Below are 23,632 nucleotides of genomic sequence, written 5' to 3' on the forward strand. Positions count from 1 at the left end.
AGACGAACTCCGTAAAGTCGCGGGATACTGCGACGACTCAACGAGGACCATTCCGGTCTCACAGGCCTGAATGCGATGGATCGTGTTAACTCGCAGATCGTCTCGGTACAAGTTCGGTTACCCCCAAACGGAACTACTGGCCGTCTCGTGATGTTGAACGTGAACCTCCACCATACCGGCATATTTATTAATGAGAGGTAACACTGTCAAAACAGCATGGTTGACAATGACAAACTTGTTGATGGGATAGGGAGGCGAACGTATCTCGGGGGCATCGCAACAGGAGCAGCGGCCGGATTAGCAGGCTGTGCCAGCGGTAATACAGCAGACGGGCTCGAAGTACTCCACGGGTGGACCGGCGGCGACGGAGCCGACGCGATCGAGACGCTTACGGACGCGTTCGAAGAGGAACATTCCGATATCGACGGAACCTTCGAAGCCGTTGGCGGAGACGGAAACGTCGAGTTGAATACGTCCATTCTGCAACGATTGACCAACGAAAATCCGATGAGTTCGTTCGCTAATTGGCCGGGAAACAATCTCGAGCGGTACGAAGGAGTCCTCATGGATCTCGAGGAAGACGTCTGGGAGGCCGAAGGGTTAAAAGAGAACATGCAGGATCGAGCCGTCGAACTCTGTACGTTCAACGGGCAGATGCCGGCGGTACCGATCGGTTCACACCGGTTGAACAACCTGTTTTACAATACGGCCGCATTCGACGAAGCAGGTATCGACGCGGAGGATCTCGGGAGCACATCCGACCTGCTCGATGCACTCGAGACGATCGATCAAGACACAGACTATGTCCCGTTCGCTCACGGAATGCGGTCGGCGTTCCTCGGGTTACAGACGTGGGTCCAGATCCTCGCGAGCCAGAGCGGTGTCGACGCCTACACGGACTTCATCGAGGGGGACGGTGACAGGGACGCCATGATCGACGCGCTGGAAACGCTACAGGAGATCCAGGAGAACTATATCACCGACGACGCGTCTGCGATCGGCTACACCCAGGCCGCACAGAACCTCATCTCAGATGAAGCCGCATGTATTCACGGCGGAAATTGGCTCTATGGAATGTTTCGCGCCGACGACGACTTCAACTACGGGGAGGAGTGGGACTGGATCCCGTTCCCCGGAACTGAGGGCGTGTATTTCTATCACCTCGACGCGTTCGTTACGCCGGGAGACAACCCGAGTCCGGAAGAGACCGTCGAGTGGCAAAAATTCGTTGGAACGCAGGAAGCACAAATTGAGTTCAATAACCTCAAGGGATCCGTCCCGCTTCGAACAGATATCGAGTCGGACGAATTGGCGGACTTCCTCAAGATGACATACGAGGACCTCCTAGATTCCGATGAGTATCCGCCGACGCTCGCACACGGACTCGCAGTCGAGCCCGAACAGCAAAACGACTGTGAAGGTGCAATCGGCGATCACTTCATGGATCCATACGATGCCGAAGCGGCGGCGGACGGGTTGCTCGATGCCGTATCCGAGTAACCGCGGAAACCCAATCCAAGTGAGATCGACATGCTACAACTAACAAATCCTGTATCAAGGTATAGTAGAGCAAATAGTTAAATGGCAACACACGACACGACCGAAGCGACGGATTCGACGACGGGACCGAGTAAAGAGGTGGTAACTTGGAAGACCAAACTTCGATACTTCCTCAACAGTGACTTCGTTCGGTCGTCACCATACTGGGGGATACCATTCGTTCTCATGGGAATCGCAGTGTACGGCGGAATCGGTTACAATCTCGCAATTTCCTTTACGGATTACGCAGGAATCGGTCGTCCGGAGTTTTCTAACTTGAGCCTCGAGATGTATCGAACAGCGCTTGCAGACGGGTCGTTCCGACAAGCCGCGTTTCAAAACTTCGTTCTCCTCGTCGGTTTTACATCGGTTTCTCTCGCCCTCGGACTGTTTCTCGCCGTCCTCCTCGATTACGGTATCAGGTACAAGGAAACGATCCAGACGATCTATCTCCTGCCGATGGCCCTCTCGTTCGTCGTAACGGCGCAGGTCTGGTTGTGGATGTACAGCCCCGGGAATGGCGTGTTAAACGTCTTCGTGACGGCGCTCGGGTTCGGTTCGATCGATTGGCTCGGCAATCCCCGGATCGCACTCGCAGCGGTTATATTCGCGCTCGTTTGGCAGTTCAGCGGGTACGCGATGGTCGTCTTTCTGGCCGGGCTTCAGTCGCTTCCGTCGGACCAGTTCGAAGCGGCGAAAGTCGACGGCGCGAGTACGGCCAAGACCTACATTCGGATCATCATTCCACAGCTAAAACAAGCGTCCGTCGGAGCCGCCGTCGTCCTCATGCTGTTCGCCCTCAAAGCGTTCGACTTCCTTTACGCTATCACCGGCGACTATCGGCCGCCGAACGGAACCGACATCCTGGCGACGCTGATGGTTCGAGAAGCGTTCCAGTACGGACAATGGGCGTACGGCGCGGCGATCGCAACGATGTTGTTACTGCTGTCGCTCTCCGTTATCGCACCGTATCTCGTCTACCAGTACCGACAAGGGGCGCTCTAATAATGTCACAATCAACACCCGACACGAACATCGACGTTGCATCGGTCGTCGAGGACGTCAACCTCAGACGGATCGGTCACTATACGCTGATCATCTTCTTCCTCGGATTCTTCCTCCTCCCCTTAGTGACGGGGATCATGACGGCGCTGAAAACCAACGAAGCCATCGCCCGGACGGTCCCGTTCATGCCACCACTGGGTGGAGGATTCACGCTAGCAAACCTCGAGTACGCGTTTAGCCAGCTATCGCACGCGTTCATCAACTCGCTACTGATGGCGATCCCGGCGACGATTATCAACGTATTGCTAGCGAGTATGGCGGCGTTTGGTCTCACGATGGTCAAATGGCGCGGCCAGCTCGTGATACTGATTTTGTTCCTCATCGGGATCTTCGTCCCGTATCAGGCCGTGCTGGTGCCACTGGCTCGGTTCTGGAACAACACCTTCCCGCTCGCAGACATGTTGTCGCCGCTGTTCGCGGGGATACCGCTCCTGCAGAGCTATCACGCCGATCTCGTTCCGTTGATAATCACCCACGTTGCATACGGCATTCCGATCTGTATGATCCTCTTTCGGTCGTACTACCAGAGTCTACCGAATTCACTGGTCGAAGCGGCCAAAATCGACGGCGCGAGCATCACGAAGATCTACCGACGCATCATTCTGCCGATCTCGAAACCGATGTTCGGGGTCGTTTTCATCTACCAGTTCACCCAGATCTACAACGAGTTTCTGTTCTCGTTCACCCTCGTTTCGAGCGCGAGTTCGCCGGAAGCGCCGGTCACCCTGATCATCCCGGCTATTGGAACCTCAACTTCCGGGATCGATTTCGGGATCCGGATGTCGGCGGCGTTCCTCGCGGCACTGCCGACGATCATCCTGTACGTTGCGTTCGCCGAACAGTTCGCCAAAGGACTGGAAACGGAGAGTGGATAACAAATGGGAAGCATTCAACTCGATCACCTGACGAAGCGGTTCGGAGAGACGGTCGCTGTCGAGGACGTCACGCTCGACATCGCGGACAGCGAATTCTTGGTCCTCGTCGGCCCCTCCGGCTGTGGGAAATCGACGACGCTCCGCATGCTGGCCGGTCTCGAAACGCCGACAGCGGGAGACCTTTACATCGCCGGCGAGCACATGAACTATCGCGTTCCGCAGAATCGGGATATCGCGATGGTCTTCCAAGATTACGCACTCTACCCGCACATGACGATTCACGAAAACGTTCGATTCGGGCTGGAAGAGGAAGCGGGGTACACGGATAGTGAGATGGACGAACGAGTCGAGGAGGTCGCCGAGACCCTTGGAATCGACGACCTGCTAGATCGAAAACCTGGAGAGCTTTCCGGCGGACAGCAACAGCGGGTCGCGCTCGGCCGAGCAATCGTTCGCGATCCGGAAGTGTTCCTGATGGACGAGCCGCTTGCGAATCTGGACGCCAAACTCCGCGCGAAGATGCGGACGGAACTCCAGCGCTTGCAGGCGGATCTGGACGTGACGACGGTGTATGTCACCCACAATCAGACGGAAGCGATGACGATGGGTGATCGGATCGCAGTGTTGAACGACGGACAGCTACAGCAGGTGGGCGAACCGCTCGAGCTCTATCACGAACCCGCGAATCAGTTCGTCGCCGGATTCATCGGCGAGCCTATGATGAACTTCCTCCACGGGAATCGCGCCGACGCGGGATTTGTCGGCGAGCACATCGAGTATCCGTTCGACGAACGGCTCGAGCGAGCCGTCGACGGTGTCGACGATCTCGTCCTCGGGGTGCGTCCCGAAGCTGTAGACGTTCGCCGCGCCGACGAGTCGTCAGCACCGAACCTCGGTCCGCACGAGTTCGAAATGACCGTCTCAGTCACCGAAACGCACGGCGATCAAAATATACTGTCACTCACACACGCAGCCGAGTCGGTCGACCACGACGTGTTACGTGCGGTCACCGACGGAATGCACATCGTCAAACCGGGCGAACCAGTCACCGTCGCTATCGATCCGGAGACGATTCACGTCTTCGATGGAAAGACCGGCAAAACGATTTGTAATCGTCGAATCGAAACCGCACGCGAACTCACGATCTAATATGGCACGCTTAGCACTCGACGACGTGACCAAGGAGTACCGGGACGGAGAGATGAGTGTCGTTGCCGTCGAGGACGTCTCTCTGGACGTGGCCGACGGGGAGTTTCTCGTTCTCGTCGGTCCCTCCGGCTGTGGGAAATCGACGACGCTCCGAATGATCGCCGGCCTCGAAACGATCACCGACGGGGAGATCACACTCGACGATCGATCCATCAACGACGTTCCCGCACAGGAACGAGATATCGCAATGGTGTTCCAGTCGTACGCGCTGTACCCGCACAAAACCGTTCGGGGAAACATGTCCTTCGGCCTCGAGGAGTCGACGGAGCTTTCCGACTCGGATATCGCCGAAACGGTCGAAGAGACGGCTGGTATGATGGGTATCGAGGACCTACTGAACCGCAAGCCCGGCGAGCTTTCCGGCGGTCAGCAACAGCGGGTCGCGCTCGGTCGGGCGATCGTTCGCGATCCCGACTTGTTCTTGATGGATGAGCCGCTGTCGAATCTCGATGCGAAACTCCGCGCGGAGATGCGAACGGAGCTTCAGCACCTTCAAGAACAACTCGGAGTAACATCGGTTTACGTCACGCACGATCAGACGGAGGCGATGACGATGGGCGACCAGATCGCGGTCCTAAACGAGGGAACCCTCCAGCAGACCGGTACCCCGCTCGAGTGTTACCACCAACCCAACAACCTGTTCGTCGCGGGCTTTATCGGCGAACCATCGATGAATTTCTTCGACGGCTCTCTGGAAGAGAACGCCCTCGTGACCGAATCGCTCGCGTATTCCCTGTCTCCGGATCTGCGGCGAGATATCGAAGCGGGAACCGATCTCGTGCTTGGGATCCGTCCGGAAGACGTTCGAATCGACGAGCCACGGACGGATGGTCAACGGTTCGCGGCCGAAGTCATCGTCGTCGAGCCGATGGGTAACGAGAACGTCATCCACCTTCGGTTCGATGACGCGATGGCCGGTGACGAGTTCATCGTAACGACCGAAGGAGTTCCAACCGTCAGCGCCGGTGACCGGGTCGACGTCGAATTTTCAGAGGCGGTAGTCCACCTCTTCGACGGCGATAGCGGCGTCGCGATCAAAAACAGGACGTTGTCGTTTTCTGGAACGCCTGACGAGGTCATTCCGTAGGAACTGATCGAAGCGGACGTTTCGATACTGACGGTGGACCCCGACGGTCTGCAGGCAGTAAACCGAGGAGAGCGGTTCGAACGTCCGGTGCTATACGATCGTTTTCGTAGCGAGGACGATCCCTTCAATACACCTCAGAAGATCGACGTTGTGAGTCGCTTCGATAGTGTTCTGTAAAGATGAAAATTGTTCTGTAGTAGGAAACAGCGTTCCGAGGCACCAGACGCGTTATCTCCGTGAGAAACGCGAAGATGACTGTGCAGGTGTTTGGTCCGGCAATCACCGGAATCGACGCACCGCCCGATGGGATCACCAGTTAGAAGAGCGTCCGTACGCAATCAAAAATCGTGGCCGGCGCTGGGTCAGTCGCCCGTTAGAAGGTATCGTAGACCGTCTTCTCGATCGTATAGAAGTCGATGCCGGCGTCACCCTGTTCGCGCCAGGTTTCGCTCGAGGAGCGTTTGAACCCGCCGAAGGGAACGTGAAGTTCGAGACCGGTCGTCTTTGCGTTGATCTTGGCGACGCCAGCCTCGACTTCTCGGACGAATCGCTCGGCTTCAGTATGGTCGTCGGTAACGATGCTCGCCGACAGGCCGTACTGCACGTCGTTCGCCGTTTCGAGACCCTCCTCGTAGTCCTCGACTTCGATTACCGCGAGGACGGGACCGAACACCTCCTCCTGGGCGATTCGGTACTCGTTGTCGACATCGGAGAAGACCGTCGGTTCGACGTAGTAGCCGTCTTCGAACCGCTCGCCTTCGGGCCGGCCGCCGCCGGTCTCGAGGGTCGCACCCTCCTGCTGTGCAACATCGATGTAGTCGAGGGTTCCCTCGAGTTCGCTTTCGGTGACCTGCGGCCCCATATCGTACTCGTCGCCGGGGCCGATTTCGATCGACTCCGCCCGATCGACCACGGCGTCGACGAACTCGTCGTAGACATCGGTGTGGACAATCGCACGGGAGCAGGCCGTACAGGCCTGCCCGGTGACGCCGAACGCACCGTTGGCGACGATATCGGCGGCTTCCTCGACGTCCGCGCTGTCGGAGACGACCGTCGGATTCTTCCCGCCGAGTTCCGTCTGGACGCGCTTGCCGTCGTCGGTCGCCTTGTCGTAGACCATGTGGCCGACTTCGCCGGAGCCGGTAAAGGAGACTCCATCGACATCCTCGTGTGTAATAATCGCATCTCCAACCGTGCTCCCGGGACCGGTGACGACGTTCGCGACGCCGTCCGGGATGCCGGCCTCGTCGAGTGCCTTGAACAACTCGAGCGCGACGCCGGGCGCGACGGAGGCGGGGTTGAGCACGACGGTGTTTCCGGTCGCCAGCGCCGGTGCGAGTTTCCAGGCCGGGATAGCGATGGGGTAGTTCCACGGCGTGATCAGTGCGGTGACGCCGACTGGTTCGTTGACCGTGTAGAGGTTCGTCCGCGGTCCACTCGCGGATTTAACCGAGCCGCCGAGATCTCGAGTCTTCTCGGCGTAATAATAGAAGATATCGATGGCGCGCTGGACTTCGCCGCCGGCTTCGGCGTGGGTCTTGCCCTCTTCCCGGGTGAGCAGTTCGGTGAGTTCGTCCTTCCGATCGGCGAGGATCGAGCCCGCCTCTCGAAGGATTGCGCCTCGCTCAGGCGCGGGCGTGTTCGCCCACTCGGACTGGGCGTCGCTGGCCGCTTCGACCGCAGAATCCGCGTCGTCAGCTGACGCCTGTTGATACGTCGCGACGACTTCTTCGGGAGCTGCTGGATCGGTGGTTTCGAACGTCTCGGTCGTTTCTGCGTCGGTCCACGCACCGTTTACGTAATTTTGGTAGTTTGCGGTCACGAGAATCCCTATGTGATGCTCGTATACGGATCTTATGATTCTTACAGGATTCTCCGGCTCGCGAGAATCTGAAAAATAGCAAACGAGCACCAGACCTATTACGGATGCGAATAAACTAACTGGTACTCACATGCGTTATTATCAGCTTCGCGAGGAAGGAGACCCCCGCCTCGCGGTCGAAGCGGCCGGATCGGTGTACGACCTCACCGCAGCGAAATCGCGATTACAGACGTTCGACGACCTGCTCAGTGCGGCCGACATCGCGAATCGGTCGGTCGACGCACTCGTCGACCAGCTCATCGAGGAGGCCAACGTCCGCCAGATCGAATCGGTGAACGACCGGGCAATAGAATCCCCTCTCTCGTCGGGTGAGGTCTGGGCTGCCGGCGTCACCTACCAAATCAGCGAGAAAGCGCGAAAAGCAGAGAGTTCGATGCCGGACATGTATCTCGAGGTGTACGAGAGTGACCGTCCGGAGGTGTTTTTCAAGGCGACACCCAACCGAACAGTCGGGCCGGACGAGACAGTCGGTATCCGTGCAGACTCGGACTGGGACGTTCCGGAACCCGAACTCGGCGTCGTCCTCTCCCAAGACGAAATCGTCGGGTACACGATCGGCAACGATATGAGCAGTCGATCGATCGAAGGAGAAAACCCGCTGTACCTTCCGCAGGCGAAAGTCTACGATCGGTGTTGTTCGATCGGCCCCTGCATCATATCGGCCGACGCCATCGACGACCCCCACGAGCTCGAAATGTGGATGCGGATCTCTCGCGACGGCGAAATTCGTTACGATGAATCGACGAACACGTCGAAGATGGTCCGTTCGGTCGAGGAATTGACCGAGTACTACGTTAAACACAACGCCGTTTCCGACGTCTCGGTGCTGTTGACCGGAACGTCTCTCGTCCCGGGCGAGGAGTTTACGCTCCAGGAAGGGGACGTGGTCGAAATCGGTATCGAAGAGATCGGTACACTCACGAACACCGTTGTCGAAGTCTGAACGATCGATCGGGGCCGGTTCCAATATCGTACTTGAGACCAGTTTCTCATGCGGGAGTTGCGGCTAAGTGATGGAGAACAACGTTTACTGTGACAGAACCATTTATATATCCGTTATGTCTACTAGGCGAATATGGCTGAACCGAATCATCCAGTTCGTACGGTCGGCCGGACCTTCGAGATCCTCGAGGTAATTCAGGAGCTCGACGGTGCCGGGGTTTCCGAGATCGCTGATCGCGTCGATATCGGCAAAAGTGGCGTTCACAACCATCTCACGACGTTGACGAACTGCGAGTACGTCGACAAGGAAGACGACGAATACCACATCGGGCTGGCGTTTCTCGGTCTCGGAGCGTACGCCAGAAATCGAACACCGATCTACGACACCGCACAGGCCCAGGCCGACGAACTCGCGGAAGAGACGGGTGAACTGGTAAACCTACTCGTCGAAAAAAACGGCAAAGGGATCTATCTCTACCAGGCCAAAGGCGACAACGCGGTCGAGCTCGACACGCACGAAGGCAAGCGAGTCAGGTTGCACTGCACCGGCCTCGGAAAAGCGATCCTCGGGTTTCGACCGGAAACGGAGGTAGAACAAATCCTCACAGAGCATGGCCTCCCGGAAGCAACGTCGCACACGATCACCGATCGGGACAAGCTCCTGAGCGAACTCGAGGAAGTTCGCGAGCAGCGATACGCGATCGATCGCGAGGAACGACTCAACGGATTGCGCTGTATCGCCGCCCCGATCACCGACGACGAGGATCGGAGTATCGCGGCCATCAGCGTCTCCTGTCCGGTCCACCGCGTCGGCGATGAACGGTTCTACGAGGACCTGCCGGAATCCGTCCTCGCCGCGGCGAACGTCATCGAACTCGAGTACAACTATTCCTAATTCGGGAGGTTCAACCATCGAGCGACCGGTCGAACCGGACGAAACTGTCGATCAGGTGCAAACGACCGTGGAGACACACGGACGGGTCACGAAAAAACGAAAACCGTTCTCAAAAGAACGGATGGTGTGGAATAGCGAACGAGTGTTCTAATTATCGGATCGAGATCGCTGCGACCGTCGACGGTGGCAGCTCGGTCGTAAGGGTGCCGTCACCGTCGACCGAAACGGCGAGGTCTTCGGGACCGAACTCGTCGGCGTTGTTCGCCGTGACCTCCATATCTGGCTCCTGACCGGCAAACAAAACGGTTCCGGTAACGTCCGCTTCGCTTGGCGTAGGGCCCTCGAGTCCGATTTCGACGGCGTGAGAATCACGGCAGTCGAGGTTCGTGAGCGTGACGTAGGTTTCGTCCGCACCGACCGACGCCGAGGAACCGACCAGCGGCAGTTCGCGGTCGTCGTCGAGTTCTCGGGCGGGCGTCGTTACGGATGTCTGGACGGCTTCGTTGCCCTTGTGCGGGGCGTAGAGGTCGAACACGTGGTAGGTCGGTCGTGCCCAGGCGTCGTCTTCATCCGTTTCGACGAGACACTGGAGTACGTTGACGGTCTGGGCGATGTTCGTCATCGTCACCACGTCGCTGTTGTCGTTGAAGATGTCGAGAACGGCCCCGGCGGAGAGTGCGTCAAGAACGGTTCCAGGCTGTTCGAGCCCGTTGTCGGCCGTCGCTTCGGGATGCCAGGACCCCCATTCGTCGATGATGACGCCGATATCGCGGGTCGTCGCGACCGCGTTGATCGCCGCGGCGATCCGGTCGATGTGTTGTTCGGTCTCGAGTGCGTCCGCGAGGAACGTATCGTACTGGTCCTTGTCAGCCTCCGAGACGGTCATTGTCTGCCCGTAATAGTGATGGAGCGTCAGATGATCGAGCGGGAACTCCGTCCCCCACGGTGCACCCGCGACTTCCTCCATGAAGCGTCGGTTCCACTCGTGGCCTTCGAAGCCACAGGCGATAAGTTCGAGGTCCTCTTCAACCAGCAAGTTGTCCATGGTTCCGACATATGTCGCGTACCGGCGGTACTCTCGAGCGTACTGCTCGGGGGTCATGCGACCGCCACAGCCCCAGTTTTCGTTCCCGAGCCCCCAGTATTTGACGCCGTAGGATTCTTCGCGGCCGTTCTCGCGACGGCGGTCCGCCAGTTCGGTGTCGCCCTCGTAGTTGCAGTACTCGACCCAGTTTGCGGCTTCCTGCGGGTCGCCGGAGCCGACGTTCGCCGCGAGGTAAGGCTCCGTTCCGATTCGTTCGCACAGTTCCAGAAACTCGTCGCTGCCGAAGGCGTTCGACTCCTCGGGAATCTCCTCGGGGCCCTGCGCCCAGAAGAGGTTTCGTCGGCGCGGCCGGTCCTCCTGTGGACCGATTCCATCCTCCCAGTGGTAATCGTCCGCGAAACAGCCGCCCGGCCACCGGAGCACGGGAAGCTCGAGATCGTTCAGGAGAGAAAGTGTATCCTCGCGAAATCCGTCCTGATCCGCGCTGTCGGCATGCCAGATACCGCCGTAGATACAGCGTCCGAGGTGTTCGGCGAAGTGGCCGTGAACCTCGGGCGCGATGCGATCGATAGTCGCCTCCGTATGAACTGCTACTCGTGCGTCAGTCATGCACTAATTTGATATTTTCGGAGAACGATATAAATACTTCGAATTATATCAATTATCAGACCGGAGTGAGGTGTAAACGATCGGTCATCGCCGCCGACGCGGCGTGTTCGGTTGCACGACTGAGACGCTCCGAAAGACGGAAATCATCCAAGGGACCGGGTGAGAAAGGCGTTGGTCGATCCATCGATGGAAACGTTGATAATACAGGATAAGGTTGTCCTGTATATGCAGGAGTATTCACACGCACCCGTTTCAGTCGCGGGCAAGCGTGCGATCGTTATCGGTGGGACGAGCGGACTCGGACAGGCAATCGCCGTCGGGTTTGCGGCCGACGATGCCGACGTCATCGCGACGAGTCGCGGCCAAGCGGCTGTCGAGGACACTGCCGCACTTCTCGAGGACCGCGGCGCAACCACCGCTCGAGTCACGTGTGACGTCACCGATCGCGAGTCGCTCGAGAACGTTCGTGACGTTGCCGAAGACGAGCTAGGCGGCATCGATATCGTCGTCGCCTCGCAGGGAGCGATTTCGAGAGAAACCGTCACCGGAATCGAGGACGACGACTGGGAGTTCGTCACGGACGTTGCCCTCGACGGCGTCCGGCGCGTAACACAAGTGTTTGCCCCCGCAATGGACGACGGCGGGTCCATCATCAACATCTCCTCGCTCGCAGCGCGTCTCTCGATGGAAAACCTGCCGGCGTACTCGGCGGCCAAAGGTGGTGTGGAGGCCTTCACTCGAGCCTCGGCCAAGGAGCTGTCGCCACAAATTCGAGTCAACGCGATCGCGCCGGGATTCTTCATCACACCACAGAACGCGGATACCTACGCGGAAGGAACGGAAAAGCGCGGACGAATCGACGAGCGAACGCCGCTCGGACGGGTCGGCGAGCGCGAAGAACTAATCGGGGCGGCGATCTACCTCTCGAGCGATGCCGCCTCGTTCGTCACCGGCGAGGTGCTCACCGTTGACGGCGGATTCGCGGATAGTGCGTTTTGACACCGAGATTACGATCTCACGCGACCGTCGTCTACGGTTGAATCACGTTGGACGACGATTGTGAGTCACGGATGCCGGGTCGGTCCGGACTTCGTTCAGCATATCAGTCGATAAACCAAATACTTATGTGTTATGGATATGATCTTACCGACATGGCAGACAGAGCCACTCATGGGGATAGATCCCTCAGCCGTCGGACCGTCTTAGGTGGTCTCGGCGCCGGGGGACTGACCTCGTTGTCGGGATGCATCGGCCTCTTTACCGGCGGCGGTGCCGTTCCGGACGGGGCCGGGAGCGACGATACCATCGTCACGTTCTGGGAGCGGTTCGGCGGTGGTGACGGCGAGGCGCTCGAGGGGATCGTCGAATCGTACAACGAAGACGCCAGTGGAACGTTTATCGATCGGCAGCGAATTCCGCCGGACGACCACTACGACCGCTTGTACACGTCGTTCACCGGCGGCGACGCACCCGACCTGACGATCACCCACGGAAGCGTGCTCGGTCAGTACAACGATTATTTCATGGATCTGAGCGACGAGTTCGCCGATCTCGAGGACGAGTACACTGAAGCAATCTGGGAAAGCGGCCAGTACGACGACGAACAACTCGGGATTCCGATGGACGCCCACCCGCAGGGGATGTACTACAACAAGGACCTTTTCGAGGAAGCGGGGCTCGACCCCGAAGATCCGCCGGACGGCTACGACGAGTTCGCAGATGCCTGCGACGCCATCGTCGAAAACACCGACGCCTACGCGTTTCGGTCCGCGATTATCGACAGCGAGTTCTTCATGTTTCTCCGCCAGTACGGCGGACAGATGATCAACGAGGATAACACGGCGGTGAGATACGACGAGGAAGCCGGAATCAAAGCCGCGGAGTTCCTCTACGAAATCGGCGAACGGGGGTGGGACCACACCGATATGGCCGCCGGTCTGGACGGCTGGCGCGGTGGAAACGTCGCTATGGTCTACGAAGGAACGTGGGCGTATCCGGTCGCGGCCGGCGCCGAGTTCGACTGGGGCTACTTCAAACCGAATATCGCCCCGGACGTCGAACAGGTCGTTACCCGTGCGGACACGCACCTCGTTTCGGTCCCGGTACCTGAGCTACGCCACTCTTCGACGAGCGTGGAAACCGATGCAGGTATCGAGTTCACGAGGGAACTGACGACCGAATACATCGAGGAATGGGCGTTGAACGGCGGTCACCTGCCGGGGAGCATCGCCGCGACCGAATCCGATACGCTGCGGGAAGCAGAGTCCTGGAAAGTCCAGGGGCCGCTACAGGAAATGGCTGCGGACGACGCTCTCGCGTATCCACCCCGAACCGAGTTCGGTGACCGGTGGTGGGAGCCGCTGAACGAAAACCTCGGCGAGCTGTACTCACATCGGATGGAACCCGAAGAAGCGATCGAAGACGCCGCAGAACGATCGAACCGGATCATCGAGGAAGAACGAGAGTGGACACTATGAGTACTGGTTCAACAGCCGACACCGACCGACCGAAGGGATTGCTCGAGCGACTGCCGTTCGTCTCCGACAGTCGTTCGGCTCGAGAAAGCCTCGCGGGTATCGGGTTTGCAAGCCCGTTTCTCGCACTGTTCGGTTTGTTCCTCCTCTTCCCGCTCGCGTACGGGTTCTACATCAGCCTGTTCAACTGGGATCCGGTCTTCATTGGCCAGTCTGAGTTCGTCGGACTGAGCAACTACACGCGAATGTTCGAGGACCCGGTGTTCTGGACATCCCTGACCAATAGCCTCCTGTGGACCCTGATGATCGTTCCGCTGGTCATTACGGTACCGCTCGTGCTCGCACTCGCTGTCACCAAAGACGTGAGAGGCAAGTGGTTCCTCCGGACGGTGTTTTTCAGTCCGAGCATGCTCACGGTCGCCGTCGTCGCGCTCATCTGGATGCAACTGTACGAGCCGACGTACGGTCCGATAAGCTACTATCTCGGCTTCATCATGGAGAACCCGCCGAACTGGCTGAACTCCCACACGTACGCGATGCCGGCGGTCGTGATCGCTTCATTGTGGGGCGGCATGGGCGTCAATTTCGTCATCTTCATTGCCGCCCGCCAGGGGATCCCCGAACGCCTCTACGAGGCGGCACGACTGGACGGAGCGAGCACGTGGCAGATGTTCCGGGACATCACGCTCCCCCAGATGAAACACGCGCTGCTGTTCGTCATGATCACGTCCCTGATCGCATCGTTCCAGGTGTTCGAGATCATCTTCATCATGACAGACGGCGGCCCCGGACAGAACACCCAGACGATGGTCGTCTTCCTCTACGAGGCGGCCTTCGGCAACCAGAACTTCGGCTACGCCGCGGCGATCGGCTACGTCCTGTTCGTGATCCTATTCGTCATCTCGGTCGCGAACTACTACCTGCTCGAGGGGTACACGTCTCGGGTCGAGGGGGAAGTCATCGAGGGTGATACCAATGAGTAACGAAACACAGTACGCGCGCGGCTACGAAATTGGCGGCATCGAAATCAGTAAAAGTCAGGTGCGATCCGTCGTCCTCCACCTCGGACTGTACGGCTTTGCAGGGCTGTTCCTGGTTCCGTACGTGTGGATGGCCTCGACGTCGATCAAACCCGAATACCTCATCTACGACTCCAGTCCGCACTGGTTGACCACGGACGTCACCTTCGAGTGGTATCGCGTGATCCTGTTCGAATCTCCCGTCGTCTCGTGGACGATCGCGACGTTTGCCCTCGCGGCCGTCGGAACGCTCGTCGTCGTCCTCGTCGACTCGATGGCCGCCTACGCGCTGGCCAGACTCGAGTGGCCGGGTCGACGAATCGTGATGGGAATCATCCTCGCGAGTTTCATGGTTCCCGCGGCCGTCAACCTGATTCCGATCTACGCGATCGTCTCCGAGCTCGGGCTCGTGAACAACCTGCTGGGGATCATCTTCCCGTACGCGGCCGGCGTCTTCGGCGTGTTCATGCTCTACCAGTTCTTCAAGAACATTCCCGAGGAACTCGAGGAAGCCGCGAGACTCGACGGCTTTTCGACGACCCGGATCTTCTTCCGGATCGCCGTCCCGATGCAGTTCCCCGCGATCGCCGCGCTGGGACTGTTCTCGTTCATCGGGCTGTGGAACTCCTTTCTCTGGCCGCTGATCATCCTCCAGAACGAGGCGATGTACACGCTCCCGATCGGCCTCGTGACCCTCGAGACCCAGGAAGTGACCGATCCGGGGCTCGTGATGTCCGGCGCGATCATCGCCTCGGCGCCGCTTTTGATCCTGTTCCTGGCGATGCAGGATTACCTGTTCAAAGCGGTCGCATTACAAGGGACGGTGAAATAACGTGTCGGCGACCATCGATTCGGACGGCGAACGGTTCATGTCAGCTGTCGGTGATACCGGCCGGTTCGTCTTCCAGAACATCCACCGGCTTATCGTCGTGAGCGTGGGCTGGTTCCTCGCGTCGCTCCCAGTTATCACCGCCGGCCCGGCAACGCTGGCCGCCTACGCCGCGATCCAGTCGATGCGCTCGAGTCCGGCGGGAACGATCGATCGGGCTCACGTCCGTCACGTCGTCAAAACGAACGGCGCAAACGCCGCCGCCCTCGGTCTCCTACCGGCCGTGTTCACCGTTATCGGCTCGCTGTACCTCTATCAGTACACCGTTACGGGAGCGCTTCAGTTCGGCGCGCTCGGCGTTCTCGGCGTTACGGCGGGGATGTACGCCGTCATCATGCTCATTCCGACATTCGTCTCGATGGCCGGTGGGGCGTCGATGGGCGATTCCCTTCGAACCGCTCGCACGTGGACGGCCGGTCGTCCGACGCTCAGCCTGACGACGCTGGTGCTCACGACCGCCGTTGCGATCGTCACGATCCTGTTAATGGTCGCGTTCGTCCTCATCTTCGCCGGAGTCGCCTTTAGTTATCACGTGGTCCTCTACGGCGAGGATCGACCGCAGAGACGATCAACCGACCACTCGACTGTGAGGACGATCACGCCATGAACACTCCGAGCACGAATCGATCGACCGTAGGTGAGTGGGCGGCCGTCAGCTTCGCCCACCCAACGCGAAATGAGCATCGACCGAAGAAACAAGACACTAGCGACCAATACACACAATACCAATGAGCGATATCAGCTTCGAGAGCGTCCGGAAGGTGTACAACGAGGAAATTATCGCGGTCGACGACTTCGATCTGACCATCGAAGACGGCGAATTCGTCTCTATCGTCGGCCCGTCGGGGTCGGGGAAATCGACGCTGTTGCGCATGATCGCCGGCCTCGAGGAGATCTCGAGCGGAACGATTGCGATCGGCGATCGACCGGTCAACGAGATTCCCCCACAGCATCGAGGGGTCGCAATGGTCTTTCAGAACTACGCGCTGTATCCCCATATGAACGTGCGAAAGAACATGTCTTACGGGTTAAAGCTCACGAGCGATCTTCCCAAAGACGACGTGAGAGAACGCGTCGAGGAAGCCGCGGAGATGATGGGGATCGAGGATCTGTTGAACAAGCGCCCAAGCGAGCTTTCGGGCGGCCAACAACAGCGGGTTGCGACCGGCCGTGCAATCGTTCGGGACCCCGAAGTCTTCCTGATGGACGAGCCGCTTTCGAACCTCGACGCGAAGCTCCGACTCCACATGCGCACTGAGCTCCAGCGGATTCAGGACGATCTCGAGACGACCACGGTGTACGTCACGCACGATCAGGAGGAGGCGCTGACGATGAGTGACCGAATCGTGGTCCTCGACGCGGGCGATCTTCAGCAGGTCGGAACGCCGGAGGAAGTGTTCGAGCAACCAGCAAACCTGTTCGTCGCACGCTTCATCGGGAGTCCGACGATGAACTTCCTCGAGGTAAGCTACGACGAGGGGGCGCTCGTTGGCGATGGGTTTAGCGTCGATCTTCCGGCGGCAATGGCGGATCGGATCGAAACTGGACGGTCGGGATCCGGGCTCCGGCTAGGGATTCGACCCGCGGCGCTGTCAATTGCGGATGAAACCGATGAGTGCCGAATTCCCGCAGAGATAGACGTCGTCGAACCCGCCGGGAGCGACACGTACGTCTACCTGGAGCGCGACGGTGCAGAACTCACCGTCCGAACGGAGAGTAGCACGGAAATTACGGCTCAGGGCGCAGTAGAGGCAACGTTTGACGTGTCGGACATCCACGTCTTCGACATCGATAGCGAGCAAAACCTGCTACTCGACGAAGGGGAAGACGTCTCGATAGAAGCGACCGCCTCGAGCGCGTCGTCGGCGTCCAAGACGTAGGTAGCGGCTCAGGGACGTATTTCGCGAACGGGAACCGATTACTGGCCCATATGCGTTTCAGCCGACACCGCGACGATCGCTTGCCGGATAGCGGTTCTGACACGTCGAGAGGCGGCGGCTTCGAACGCAGAGGGGATCGTCACTCGAACAGAGTGTGAAATCGTGGTTTCGGTACGGAGACGAACAGCGAGTGATTCGGTCGGATTCTTCAGTTGTAACCCATAATCCAACATCTATAATCAGTACTATTATTATCTCGCAATACGCAATAATACGCGTGGCTACCAATAACAATCACACCGACTCGAGTAGCGCGTGCTCCCGCCGCACGTACCTCGCTCTGAACGGCGCGGCCGCGACCGGTCTACTGGCCGGCTGCACCGATTTCAGGTCAGACGGCGACGAACAAGCGGACGAGCCGATGGAAGCGACGGTGACGGCAAATGACGACGAGCGCGGTGATCGAACGGTTCCTGAGACGCTGTTCGGTCGGTTCGCCGAACACTACGGCTATCACGAGATATATCCGGGTATCTACGCGGAACACGTGACAAACACCTCGTTCGTCGACTGGCCCCAGATTCACGGAAACGACTCGCACGTCTACGGAATGGACCAGATCGGCGAATACGACGACGTCCCGTTTCCGTGGGAACCGTTGGGTGAGAGCGTAACTCTCGAACGGCCCGGCGAGGGAGGCGTTCGCGGCTACGGAACGTGGGAGTCCGATGGCGGCTGGCCGGAAGTGGGTCAAGAACACAGGGACACCCACCAGCGAATCATCCCGGAAGATGGTAAATGCGGAATTCGTCAACAACTCGTCCTCCCCGACTGGCGAACGCTCACCTACGAGTTCGCCGTCTCGGCCAGAGCCGAAGGTATCGACGACCTCGAGGTCCGCTTGACCGCCCCCGATGGCGATGAACTGGCGAGCGTAGTGATCGATGATCTCGCCGACGAATGGGATCGATACGAGGAGATCGAACTCGAGTTGCACGACCAAAGCGGGAGTCAACTCGAGGGGGGATCGCTCGACGAAATCGAGTCGCCCTACGGCGAATACGTTCTCGAAATCGTCACCGAAGGGACGGGCCACGTGGATCTCGACTGGGTTTCGCTCATGCCGGACGATGCCGTCAACGGGAAGTTCAATCCGACGACGGTCAATCTCATGGAGGACCGCAACGTCAGCCTCCTGAAGTGGCCCGGCGGGAACGTCACCAGCACGTACAAATGGGAAGACGGGATCGGTCCGCTCGAAGGCCGTCCGATCAGGCCGAACGTCGTCTGGGACGGGCTCGATACCAACCAGATGGGGACGGCCGAGTACGTCGAATTTTGCGAATTGACGGACGTGGAGGCGACGATTACCGTCGGTGTGACCGTCGACGAAGACGACGAGCGGGAGTTTCAGCCCCCAGAACCGATAACGCCCGAGGACGCCGCAAACTGGGTCGAGTACTGTAACGGTGACGTGGACACCGAATACGGCGCGCTTCGCGCGGCGCATGGCTACGAGGAACCCTTCGATGTCGAGGTCTGGGAGGTCGGCAACGAAGTCTGGGGCGGATGGCAAGCCGGCGGCACCCACGATCCGGAGCTGTTCGCCGAGCGAGTGACGGAGTTCGCCGCGGCGATGCTCGAGGTCGACGACTCGATTACAATCATCCCGGACGGCATGGATCCGAAATACGACGATCCGGAACTGCCCGATCCACGGGAGTGGAACGAAGCGCTCTTCGAAATCGCAGGCGAGTACCTCGACGGAATCGGCATGCATCGGTACAACTGGGGAATCCGCGAGGAAGACTCGGGGAGCGTCGAGGAGTGGAAAGACGAACACGACGCGGACGGCATCGACTACAGCGAGGTGCTGATCATGTTCCCGACCCAGTTCGGGGAGCTGTTGGCCGAAACCGCGCAGAAAGCAGCGGAAGCCGGCCTCGAGGATACCCACATCATGGTCGGCGAGTGGGGGCTGTACCCGACGGTCGCCGAGGGCGATCCATGGCCCGGAATGCCCACGATGGCCGGGGCGTCGTACGTCGCGGGAATGTACAACGCGTTCATTCGGGAAAGCGACCACGTGCGGAGAGGGTGTCACACCCACCTCCCGGTTCGAATGTTTCCGCCGGAACACGTCGAGCACCCGGCGAATCCGAACCCGTTGAAGCCGGTCGGGTACACGCTCCGGTTGTACGCGAGTGCGTTCGAGGGAGACGAAGAGTGGGAGGTGATCGAAACCAGCGTCGACAGCGAAACGCGCGACATCCCTGAGACCGGCTACCGAATCCGAGCGATGGACGACGTTTCCTACGTCGACTCGACGTCGATGGCGACGCCGGAAACAGACGCGTTCTGTGCGTTCCTCACCAACCGAAACCTTCGGGAGGACGCATCCGTGACCCTCGAGGTGCCAGAGCCGTTCAACGGTGCGGAGGCGGAGGTGATTATCCAGCGGCCGACGGACGACCCGCACGACCCGCAGGAGGGAGTCGGTGAGTTTCCCGACGCGTGGTACGACTGGGACGATCTCGAGGGGTACGAAATCGACGAACACGAATCGACGGTTGAAGACGGCTCGTTGACGATACCGCTCGATCCCTCCGCAGTCGCACGCATTCGAATCGACGCGTAAGACGGTTCGGGGCGGTTCGCAGCGACTCAAGGAGATTGCCAGAAGGCGAAACGTTACGGATGTTCAACGTGTTAACGAACCAATGGAAGACTTCCCCCACGCCGAGTCAATCGGCCTGACCGACGTCACGATCGACGAACAGTTCTGGAACTCGTGGCTCGAGACGAACCGCGAGGTAACCCTCGAGTACCAGTACGAACAGCTCGAATCGAGCGGCTGTCTCGAGAATTTCCGGCGGGTCGCCGACGGAAAAACCGGCGGGTTCGAGGGAATGTGGTTCGCCGATTCGGACGCCTACAAGTGGCTCGAGGCCGCAAGCTACGTGCTGGCAGGCGAGGACTCGAATCGCGGTGACGATCGTAGCAACGCGCGACGAAACGAACTCCAGAATCGAGTCGACGAAACCATCGACCTCGTCGCCGGCGCACAGGACGAAGACGGCTATCTCAACACCTACTTCACGCTCGAGGAGCCCGAACAGCGCTGGACGAACCTCAACATGATGCACGAGCTTTACTGTGCGGGCCACCTCATCGAGGCGGCCGTTGCAAACTATCGCTCGACCGGCTATCGATCGCTGCTGGACGTGGCGACGCGATTTGCAGATCACATCGACTCGCGAGTCGACGACGAAATCGACGGTTCGCCGGGCCACCAGGAGATCGAACTCGCTCTGGTGAAACTCGCTCGCGTCACGGGCGAGGATCGATACGTGGACCTCGCGAAGACGTTCGTGGACCGGCGCGGCAGGGCGGATCGCTTCGAGCGGGAGTTCGAACGCGTCGAAAATATTGCCGGCTACGATCCCGACGATGGCGGCATCGCGACGGACGCTCGAGGTGCCTTCTACGAGGACGGCGAGTACGACGGGCAGTACGCGCAAGCGCACGCTCCGCTCTCCGAGCAGGAAACGATCGAGGGCCACGCCGTTCGGGCGGTGTACTTTTACACTGGCGTCGCGGCCATCGCTGCGGAAACCGGAGACGGGGATCTGGTCACACGGCTCGAGACGCTCTGGGAGAACATGACGAGAAAGCGCATGTACGTCACTGGCGGGATCGGCTCGAGCGAGCACGGCGAGCGCTTCACGGAGGATTACGATCTCCCCAACAAAACCGCCTACGCCGAGACCTGTGCGGCGATCGGGAGTCTCTTCTGGAATCAGCGACTGTTCGAACTCACCGGAAACGCGAAATATACCGATCTGATCGAGCGAACGCTGTACAACGGCGTCCTCTCGGGCGTCTCGGTTGACGGGACCGAGTTCTTCTACGACAATCGTCTCGAGAGCAGCGGCGACCATCACCGCCGAGGGTGGTTCGACTGCGCATGCTGTCCGCCAAACGTCACGCGGTTGCTCGCCTCCCTCGAGGAGTATCTGTACGCGGCTTCCGGGGATTCGCTCTACGTCAACCAATACATCGGGAGTACGGTTTCGACGACGGTCGAGGATTGCGCGGTCGAACTCGAGCAGACGTCGGCGTTTCCGTGGGGCGAAGACGTCACTATCGACGTACGAACCGCGGAGCCGACGACGTTCTCGCTCGAACTCCGGGTACCGAGCTGGTGTTCCGACGCGACCGTTCGCGTCAATGGAGAACCAATCAGCATGAACGAGGACGTGCTATCCAGTGACGACGGCGAGTACGTCACGATCGAACGCGAATGGGACGACGATCGAGTCGAGGCGACGTTCGCTCAATCGGTCGTCCCGATGCGAACCCATCCCGCCGTCGGCGAAAACTGCGGTCGCGTCGCGCTCACTCGAGGGCCGCTGGTGTACTGTCTCGAAGGGGTAGACAACGACCGCCCGCTCGACCAGTACAGTCTCGAGCTGGACCGCGGCTTCGACTCGCGTGGTGGCGACGAAATCGGCGATTCGCTCGAGGGCGTAAACGGATCGGACCTTGTCGTCATCGACTGTGAGGCGACTGTGCCGTCGCTCGAGCCATGGGACTCGGAGCGCGAGCCTGTGAGGGAATCGGGAACTCCCGTCGAGGCCGATATCGAAGCGCAACCGCCGCTGTACCAGCCTGACGAAGACGTAAGAGACGAGACGGAGTCTGTAACTGCCGTTCCGTACTTCCTCTGGGACAACCGAGCCCCCGGCGAAATGGCCGTCTGGATTCGCGGAACGTCCTCCAACCGCTGAACGCAACCGACTATCCACACGTTTATTGTGAGGGATGACAACTTTTCACTAATGGTGAAAATCGCGTTTATCGGCGCTGGAAGCCACACGTTCACGCAAACGCTCGTCCGTGACGTACTCTCGTTTCCGGCGCTACAGGATTCGACGCTCAGCCTGATGGACATCGACGGCGACCGACTCGAGCGGATCGAAGCCGCGACGAACGTCCTTGTCGACGAACACGACCTTCCCGCGACCGTCGAAGCGACGACCGATCGGCGGGAAGCCCTTGAGGATGCGGACTACGTCATCACGATGATCCACGTCGGCGGCGTCGAACCGGTCCGAAACGAGATCGACATTCCACAGCGCTACGGCGTCAACCAGTCCGTTGGCGACACGCTCGGTCCCGGTGGCGTCTTCCGGGCACAGCGGACGATCCCGACGATGGTCGACATCGCCCGCGATATGGAGGTGCTGTGTCCGGACGCGCCGCTCTTACAACACACGAACCCGATGGCAATGGTCTGTAGGGCCATCGACGAAGAGACCGACATCGACGTCTACGGGATCTGTCACAGTATCGTCGGCACGGCTCACGATATCGCATCCTACGTCGACGTCCCGTTCGAGGAACTCGAGTACTGGGTCGCCGGAATCAACCACATGGCGTGGTTCCTCGAGATCGAACGCGACGACCAGGATCTCTATCCCGAGCTTCAGGAGGCGATGACGGATCCGGAAATCTACGCCCAAGACATCGTTCGATTCGAAGTGATGGATCACTTCGGGTCGTTCATCACGGAGTCGAGTCACCACTTGAGCGAGTACCTTCCGTACTTTCGCCACGACACCGACGAAATCGAGCGACTCGTCGGGGCGAGCGCCTACGATCCAGACAAAGACGAGTTCGAATACTCCCCCGTCTGCTGGCTCCCGACCGGCGAGTACTTCGACCAGTGGAGTTCACTCGACCACGCCGATCAGTTCGACGAAACCGAGATGGATCGCTCGCTCTCGCGGTCGGGCGAGTACGCCGCACGGATCATCCATTCCCTCGAGACCGGCGAACCTCGTCGGATGAACCTCAACGTTCCGAACGACGGTCGGCTGATCACGAACCTTCCCGACGACGCGCTCGTCGAAGTCCCCTGTCACGTCGACAGAACGGGCGTTCACCCATGCGCAGTCGGCGAACTTCCGCCCCAACTCGCCGCACTCAACCGATCGAACGTCAACGTCCAGTCACTCGCCGTCGATGCCGCACTCGAGCCCGACGAGGAGACGCTCCGGCAGGCGCTGAAACTCGATCCGTTGACGGCCGCAGTCTGTACGCTCGAGGAAATAGACGGAATGGTCGACGATCTGCTCGAGGCGAACGCGGAATACGTTCCCGAGTACGCGTAAGTGTAACCGACAGTCATCCACGTGGCTACAGCCGACCACGTAACCA

Annotated in this window: 18 protein-coding genes; 16 read left to right on the plus strand and 2 right to left on the minus strand. The window is 59.4% G+C overall.

Annotation, left to right across the window (positions count from 1 at the left end; translation table 11 throughout):
- Positions 1–216 precede the first annotated feature (216 nt).
- The 5 genes from QNM96_RS16515 (at position 217) to ugpC (ending at position 5,775) form a co-directional block, all read left to right on the plus strand.
- Positions 217–1,500: an ABC transporter substrate-binding protein gene (locus QNM96_RS16515; protein ID WP_283837722.1), complete on the plus strand. Its 1,284-nt coding sequence runs from the start codon at positions 217–219 to the stop codon at positions 1,498–1,500.
- A gap of 81 nt (positions 1,501–1,581) precedes the next feature.
- Positions 1,582–2,544, plus strand: a complete 963-nt coding sequence (locus QNM96_RS16520) for a sugar ABC transporter permease (RefSeq protein WP_283837724.1) — start codon at positions 1,582–1,584, stop codon at positions 2,542–2,544.
- A 2-nt stretch (positions 2,545–2,546) separates the two neighbouring features.
- Positions 2,547–3,479 carry a carbohydrate ABC transporter permease gene (locus tag QNM96_RS16525; RefSeq protein WP_283837726.1) on the plus strand — a complete coding sequence of 311 codons (933 nt, stop codon included), beginning with the start codon at positions 2,547–2,549 and terminating at the stop codon, positions 3,477–3,479.
- Positions 3,480–3,482: 3 nt separating this feature from the next.
- On the plus strand, positions 3,483–4,628 hold the full coding sequence (locus QNM96_RS16530) for an ABC transporter ATP-binding protein (RefSeq protein ID WP_283837728.1): 1,146 nt from the start codon (positions 3,483–3,485) through the stop codon (positions 4,626–4,628).
- Between the two features lies 1 nt (position 4,629).
- Positions 4,630–5,775, plus strand: a complete 1,146-nt coding sequence (ugpC, locus tag QNM96_RS16535; protein WP_283837730.1) for a sn-glycerol-3-phosphate ABC transporter ATP-binding protein UgpC — start codon at positions 4,630–4,632, stop codon at positions 5,773–5,775.
- Positions 5,776–6,148: 373 nt separating this feature from the next.
- Here the strand turns inward: ugpC and QNM96_RS16540 are convergent, their stop codons facing one another.
- Positions 6,149–7,597 carry an aldehyde dehydrogenase family protein gene (locus tag QNM96_RS16540; protein WP_283837732.1) on the minus strand — a complete coding sequence of 483 codons (1,449 nt, stop codon included), beginning with the start codon at positions 7,595–7,597 and terminating at the stop codon, positions 6,149–6,151.
- Between the two features lie 130 nt (positions 7,598–7,727).
- Here QNM96_RS16540 and QNM96_RS16545 point away from each other — a divergent pair, with 130 nt between their 5' ends.
- Positions 7,728–8,600: a fumarylacetoacetate hydrolase family protein gene (locus tag QNM96_RS16545; RefSeq protein ID WP_283837733.1), complete on the plus strand. Its 873-nt coding sequence runs from the start codon at positions 7,728–7,730 to the stop codon at positions 8,598–8,600.
- A 132-nt stretch (positions 8,601–8,732) separates the two neighbouring features.
- Positions 8,733–9,494, plus strand: a complete 762-nt coding sequence (locus QNM96_RS16550) for an IclR family transcriptional regulator (protein WP_283837734.1) — start codon at positions 8,733–8,735, stop codon at positions 9,492–9,494.
- A gap of 151 nt (positions 9,495–9,645) precedes the next feature.
- Here the strand turns inward: QNM96_RS16550 and QNM96_RS16555 are convergent, their stop codons facing one another.
- Positions 9,646–11,148: an alpha-L-arabinofuranosidase C-terminal domain-containing protein gene (locus QNM96_RS16555; RefSeq protein ID WP_283837735.1), complete on the minus strand. Its 1,503-nt coding sequence runs from the start codon at positions 11,146–11,148 to the stop codon at positions 9,646–9,648.
- A 225-nt stretch (positions 11,149–11,373) separates the two neighbouring features.
- On the opposite strand from QNM96_RS16555, the gene QNM96_RS16560 reads away from it, so the two are divergent.
- From QNM96_RS16560 to melA, 9 genes are all read left to right on the plus strand, one after another.
- Positions 11,374–12,147, plus strand: a complete 774-nt coding sequence (locus tag QNM96_RS16560) for an SDR family oxidoreductase (RefSeq protein ID WP_283837736.1) — start codon at positions 11,374–11,376, stop codon at positions 12,145–12,147.
- Between the two features lie 152 nt (positions 12,148–12,299).
- Positions 12,300–13,625 carry an extracellular solute-binding protein gene (locus QNM96_RS16565; RefSeq protein WP_283837737.1) on the plus strand — a complete coding sequence of 442 codons (1,326 nt, stop codon included), beginning with the start codon at positions 12,300–12,302 and terminating at the stop codon, positions 13,623–13,625.
- Complete coding sequence (locus QNM96_RS16570; protein WP_283837738.1) at positions 13,622–14,605, plus strand: sugar ABC transporter permease; 984 nt, start codon at positions 13,622–13,624, stop codon at positions 14,603–14,605. Before QNM96_RS16565 ends, QNM96_RS16570 begins: the two co-directional genes overlap by 4 nt.
- Complete coding sequence (locus tag QNM96_RS16575; protein ID WP_283837739.1) at positions 14,598–15,473, plus strand: carbohydrate ABC transporter permease; 876 nt, start codon at positions 14,598–14,600, stop codon at positions 15,471–15,473. Before QNM96_RS16570 ends, QNM96_RS16575 begins: the two co-directional genes overlap by 8 nt.
- A gap of 1 nt (position 15,474) precedes the next feature.
- A complete protein-coding gene (locus tag QNM96_RS16580; protein WP_283837740.1) occupies positions 15,475–16,137 on the plus strand; it encodes a hypothetical protein in 663 nt (220 codons plus the stop codon).
- Positions 16,138–16,258: 121 nt separating this feature from the next.
- Entirely contained in the window at positions 16,259–17,410 is a 1,152-nt protein-coding gene (locus QNM96_RS16585) for an ABC transporter ATP-binding protein (RefSeq protein WP_283837741.1), read from the plus strand.
- A 277-nt stretch (positions 17,411–17,687) separates the two neighbouring features.
- The gene (locus QNM96_RS16590; protein WP_283837743.1) at positions 17,688–20,048 is read left to right on the plus strand and encodes an alpha-L-arabinofuranosidase; all 2,361 of its coding nucleotides are present in this window, start codon (positions 17,688–17,690) and stop codon (positions 20,046–20,048) included.
- Between the two features lie 82 nt (positions 20,049–20,130).
- Positions 20,131–22,200, plus strand: coding sequence for a beta-L-arabinofuranosidase domain-containing protein (locus QNM96_RS16595; RefSeq protein ID WP_283837745.1), 2,070 nt, complete (start codon positions 20,131–20,133; stop codon positions 22,198–22,200).
- 51 nt (positions 22,201–22,251) lie between these two features.
- Positions 22,252–23,586, plus strand: coding sequence for an alpha-galactosidase (melA, locus tag QNM96_RS16600; protein WP_283837747.1), 1,335 nt, complete (start codon positions 22,252–22,254; stop codon positions 23,584–23,586).
- Positions 23,587–23,632: the final 46 nt, after the last annotated feature.

Origin of the sequence: Halostagnicola sp. A-GB9-2 (assembly GCF_030068615.1) — an archaeon.
Lineage (GTDB): Archaea > Halobacteriota > Halobacteria > Halobacteriales > Natrialbaceae > Halostagnicola.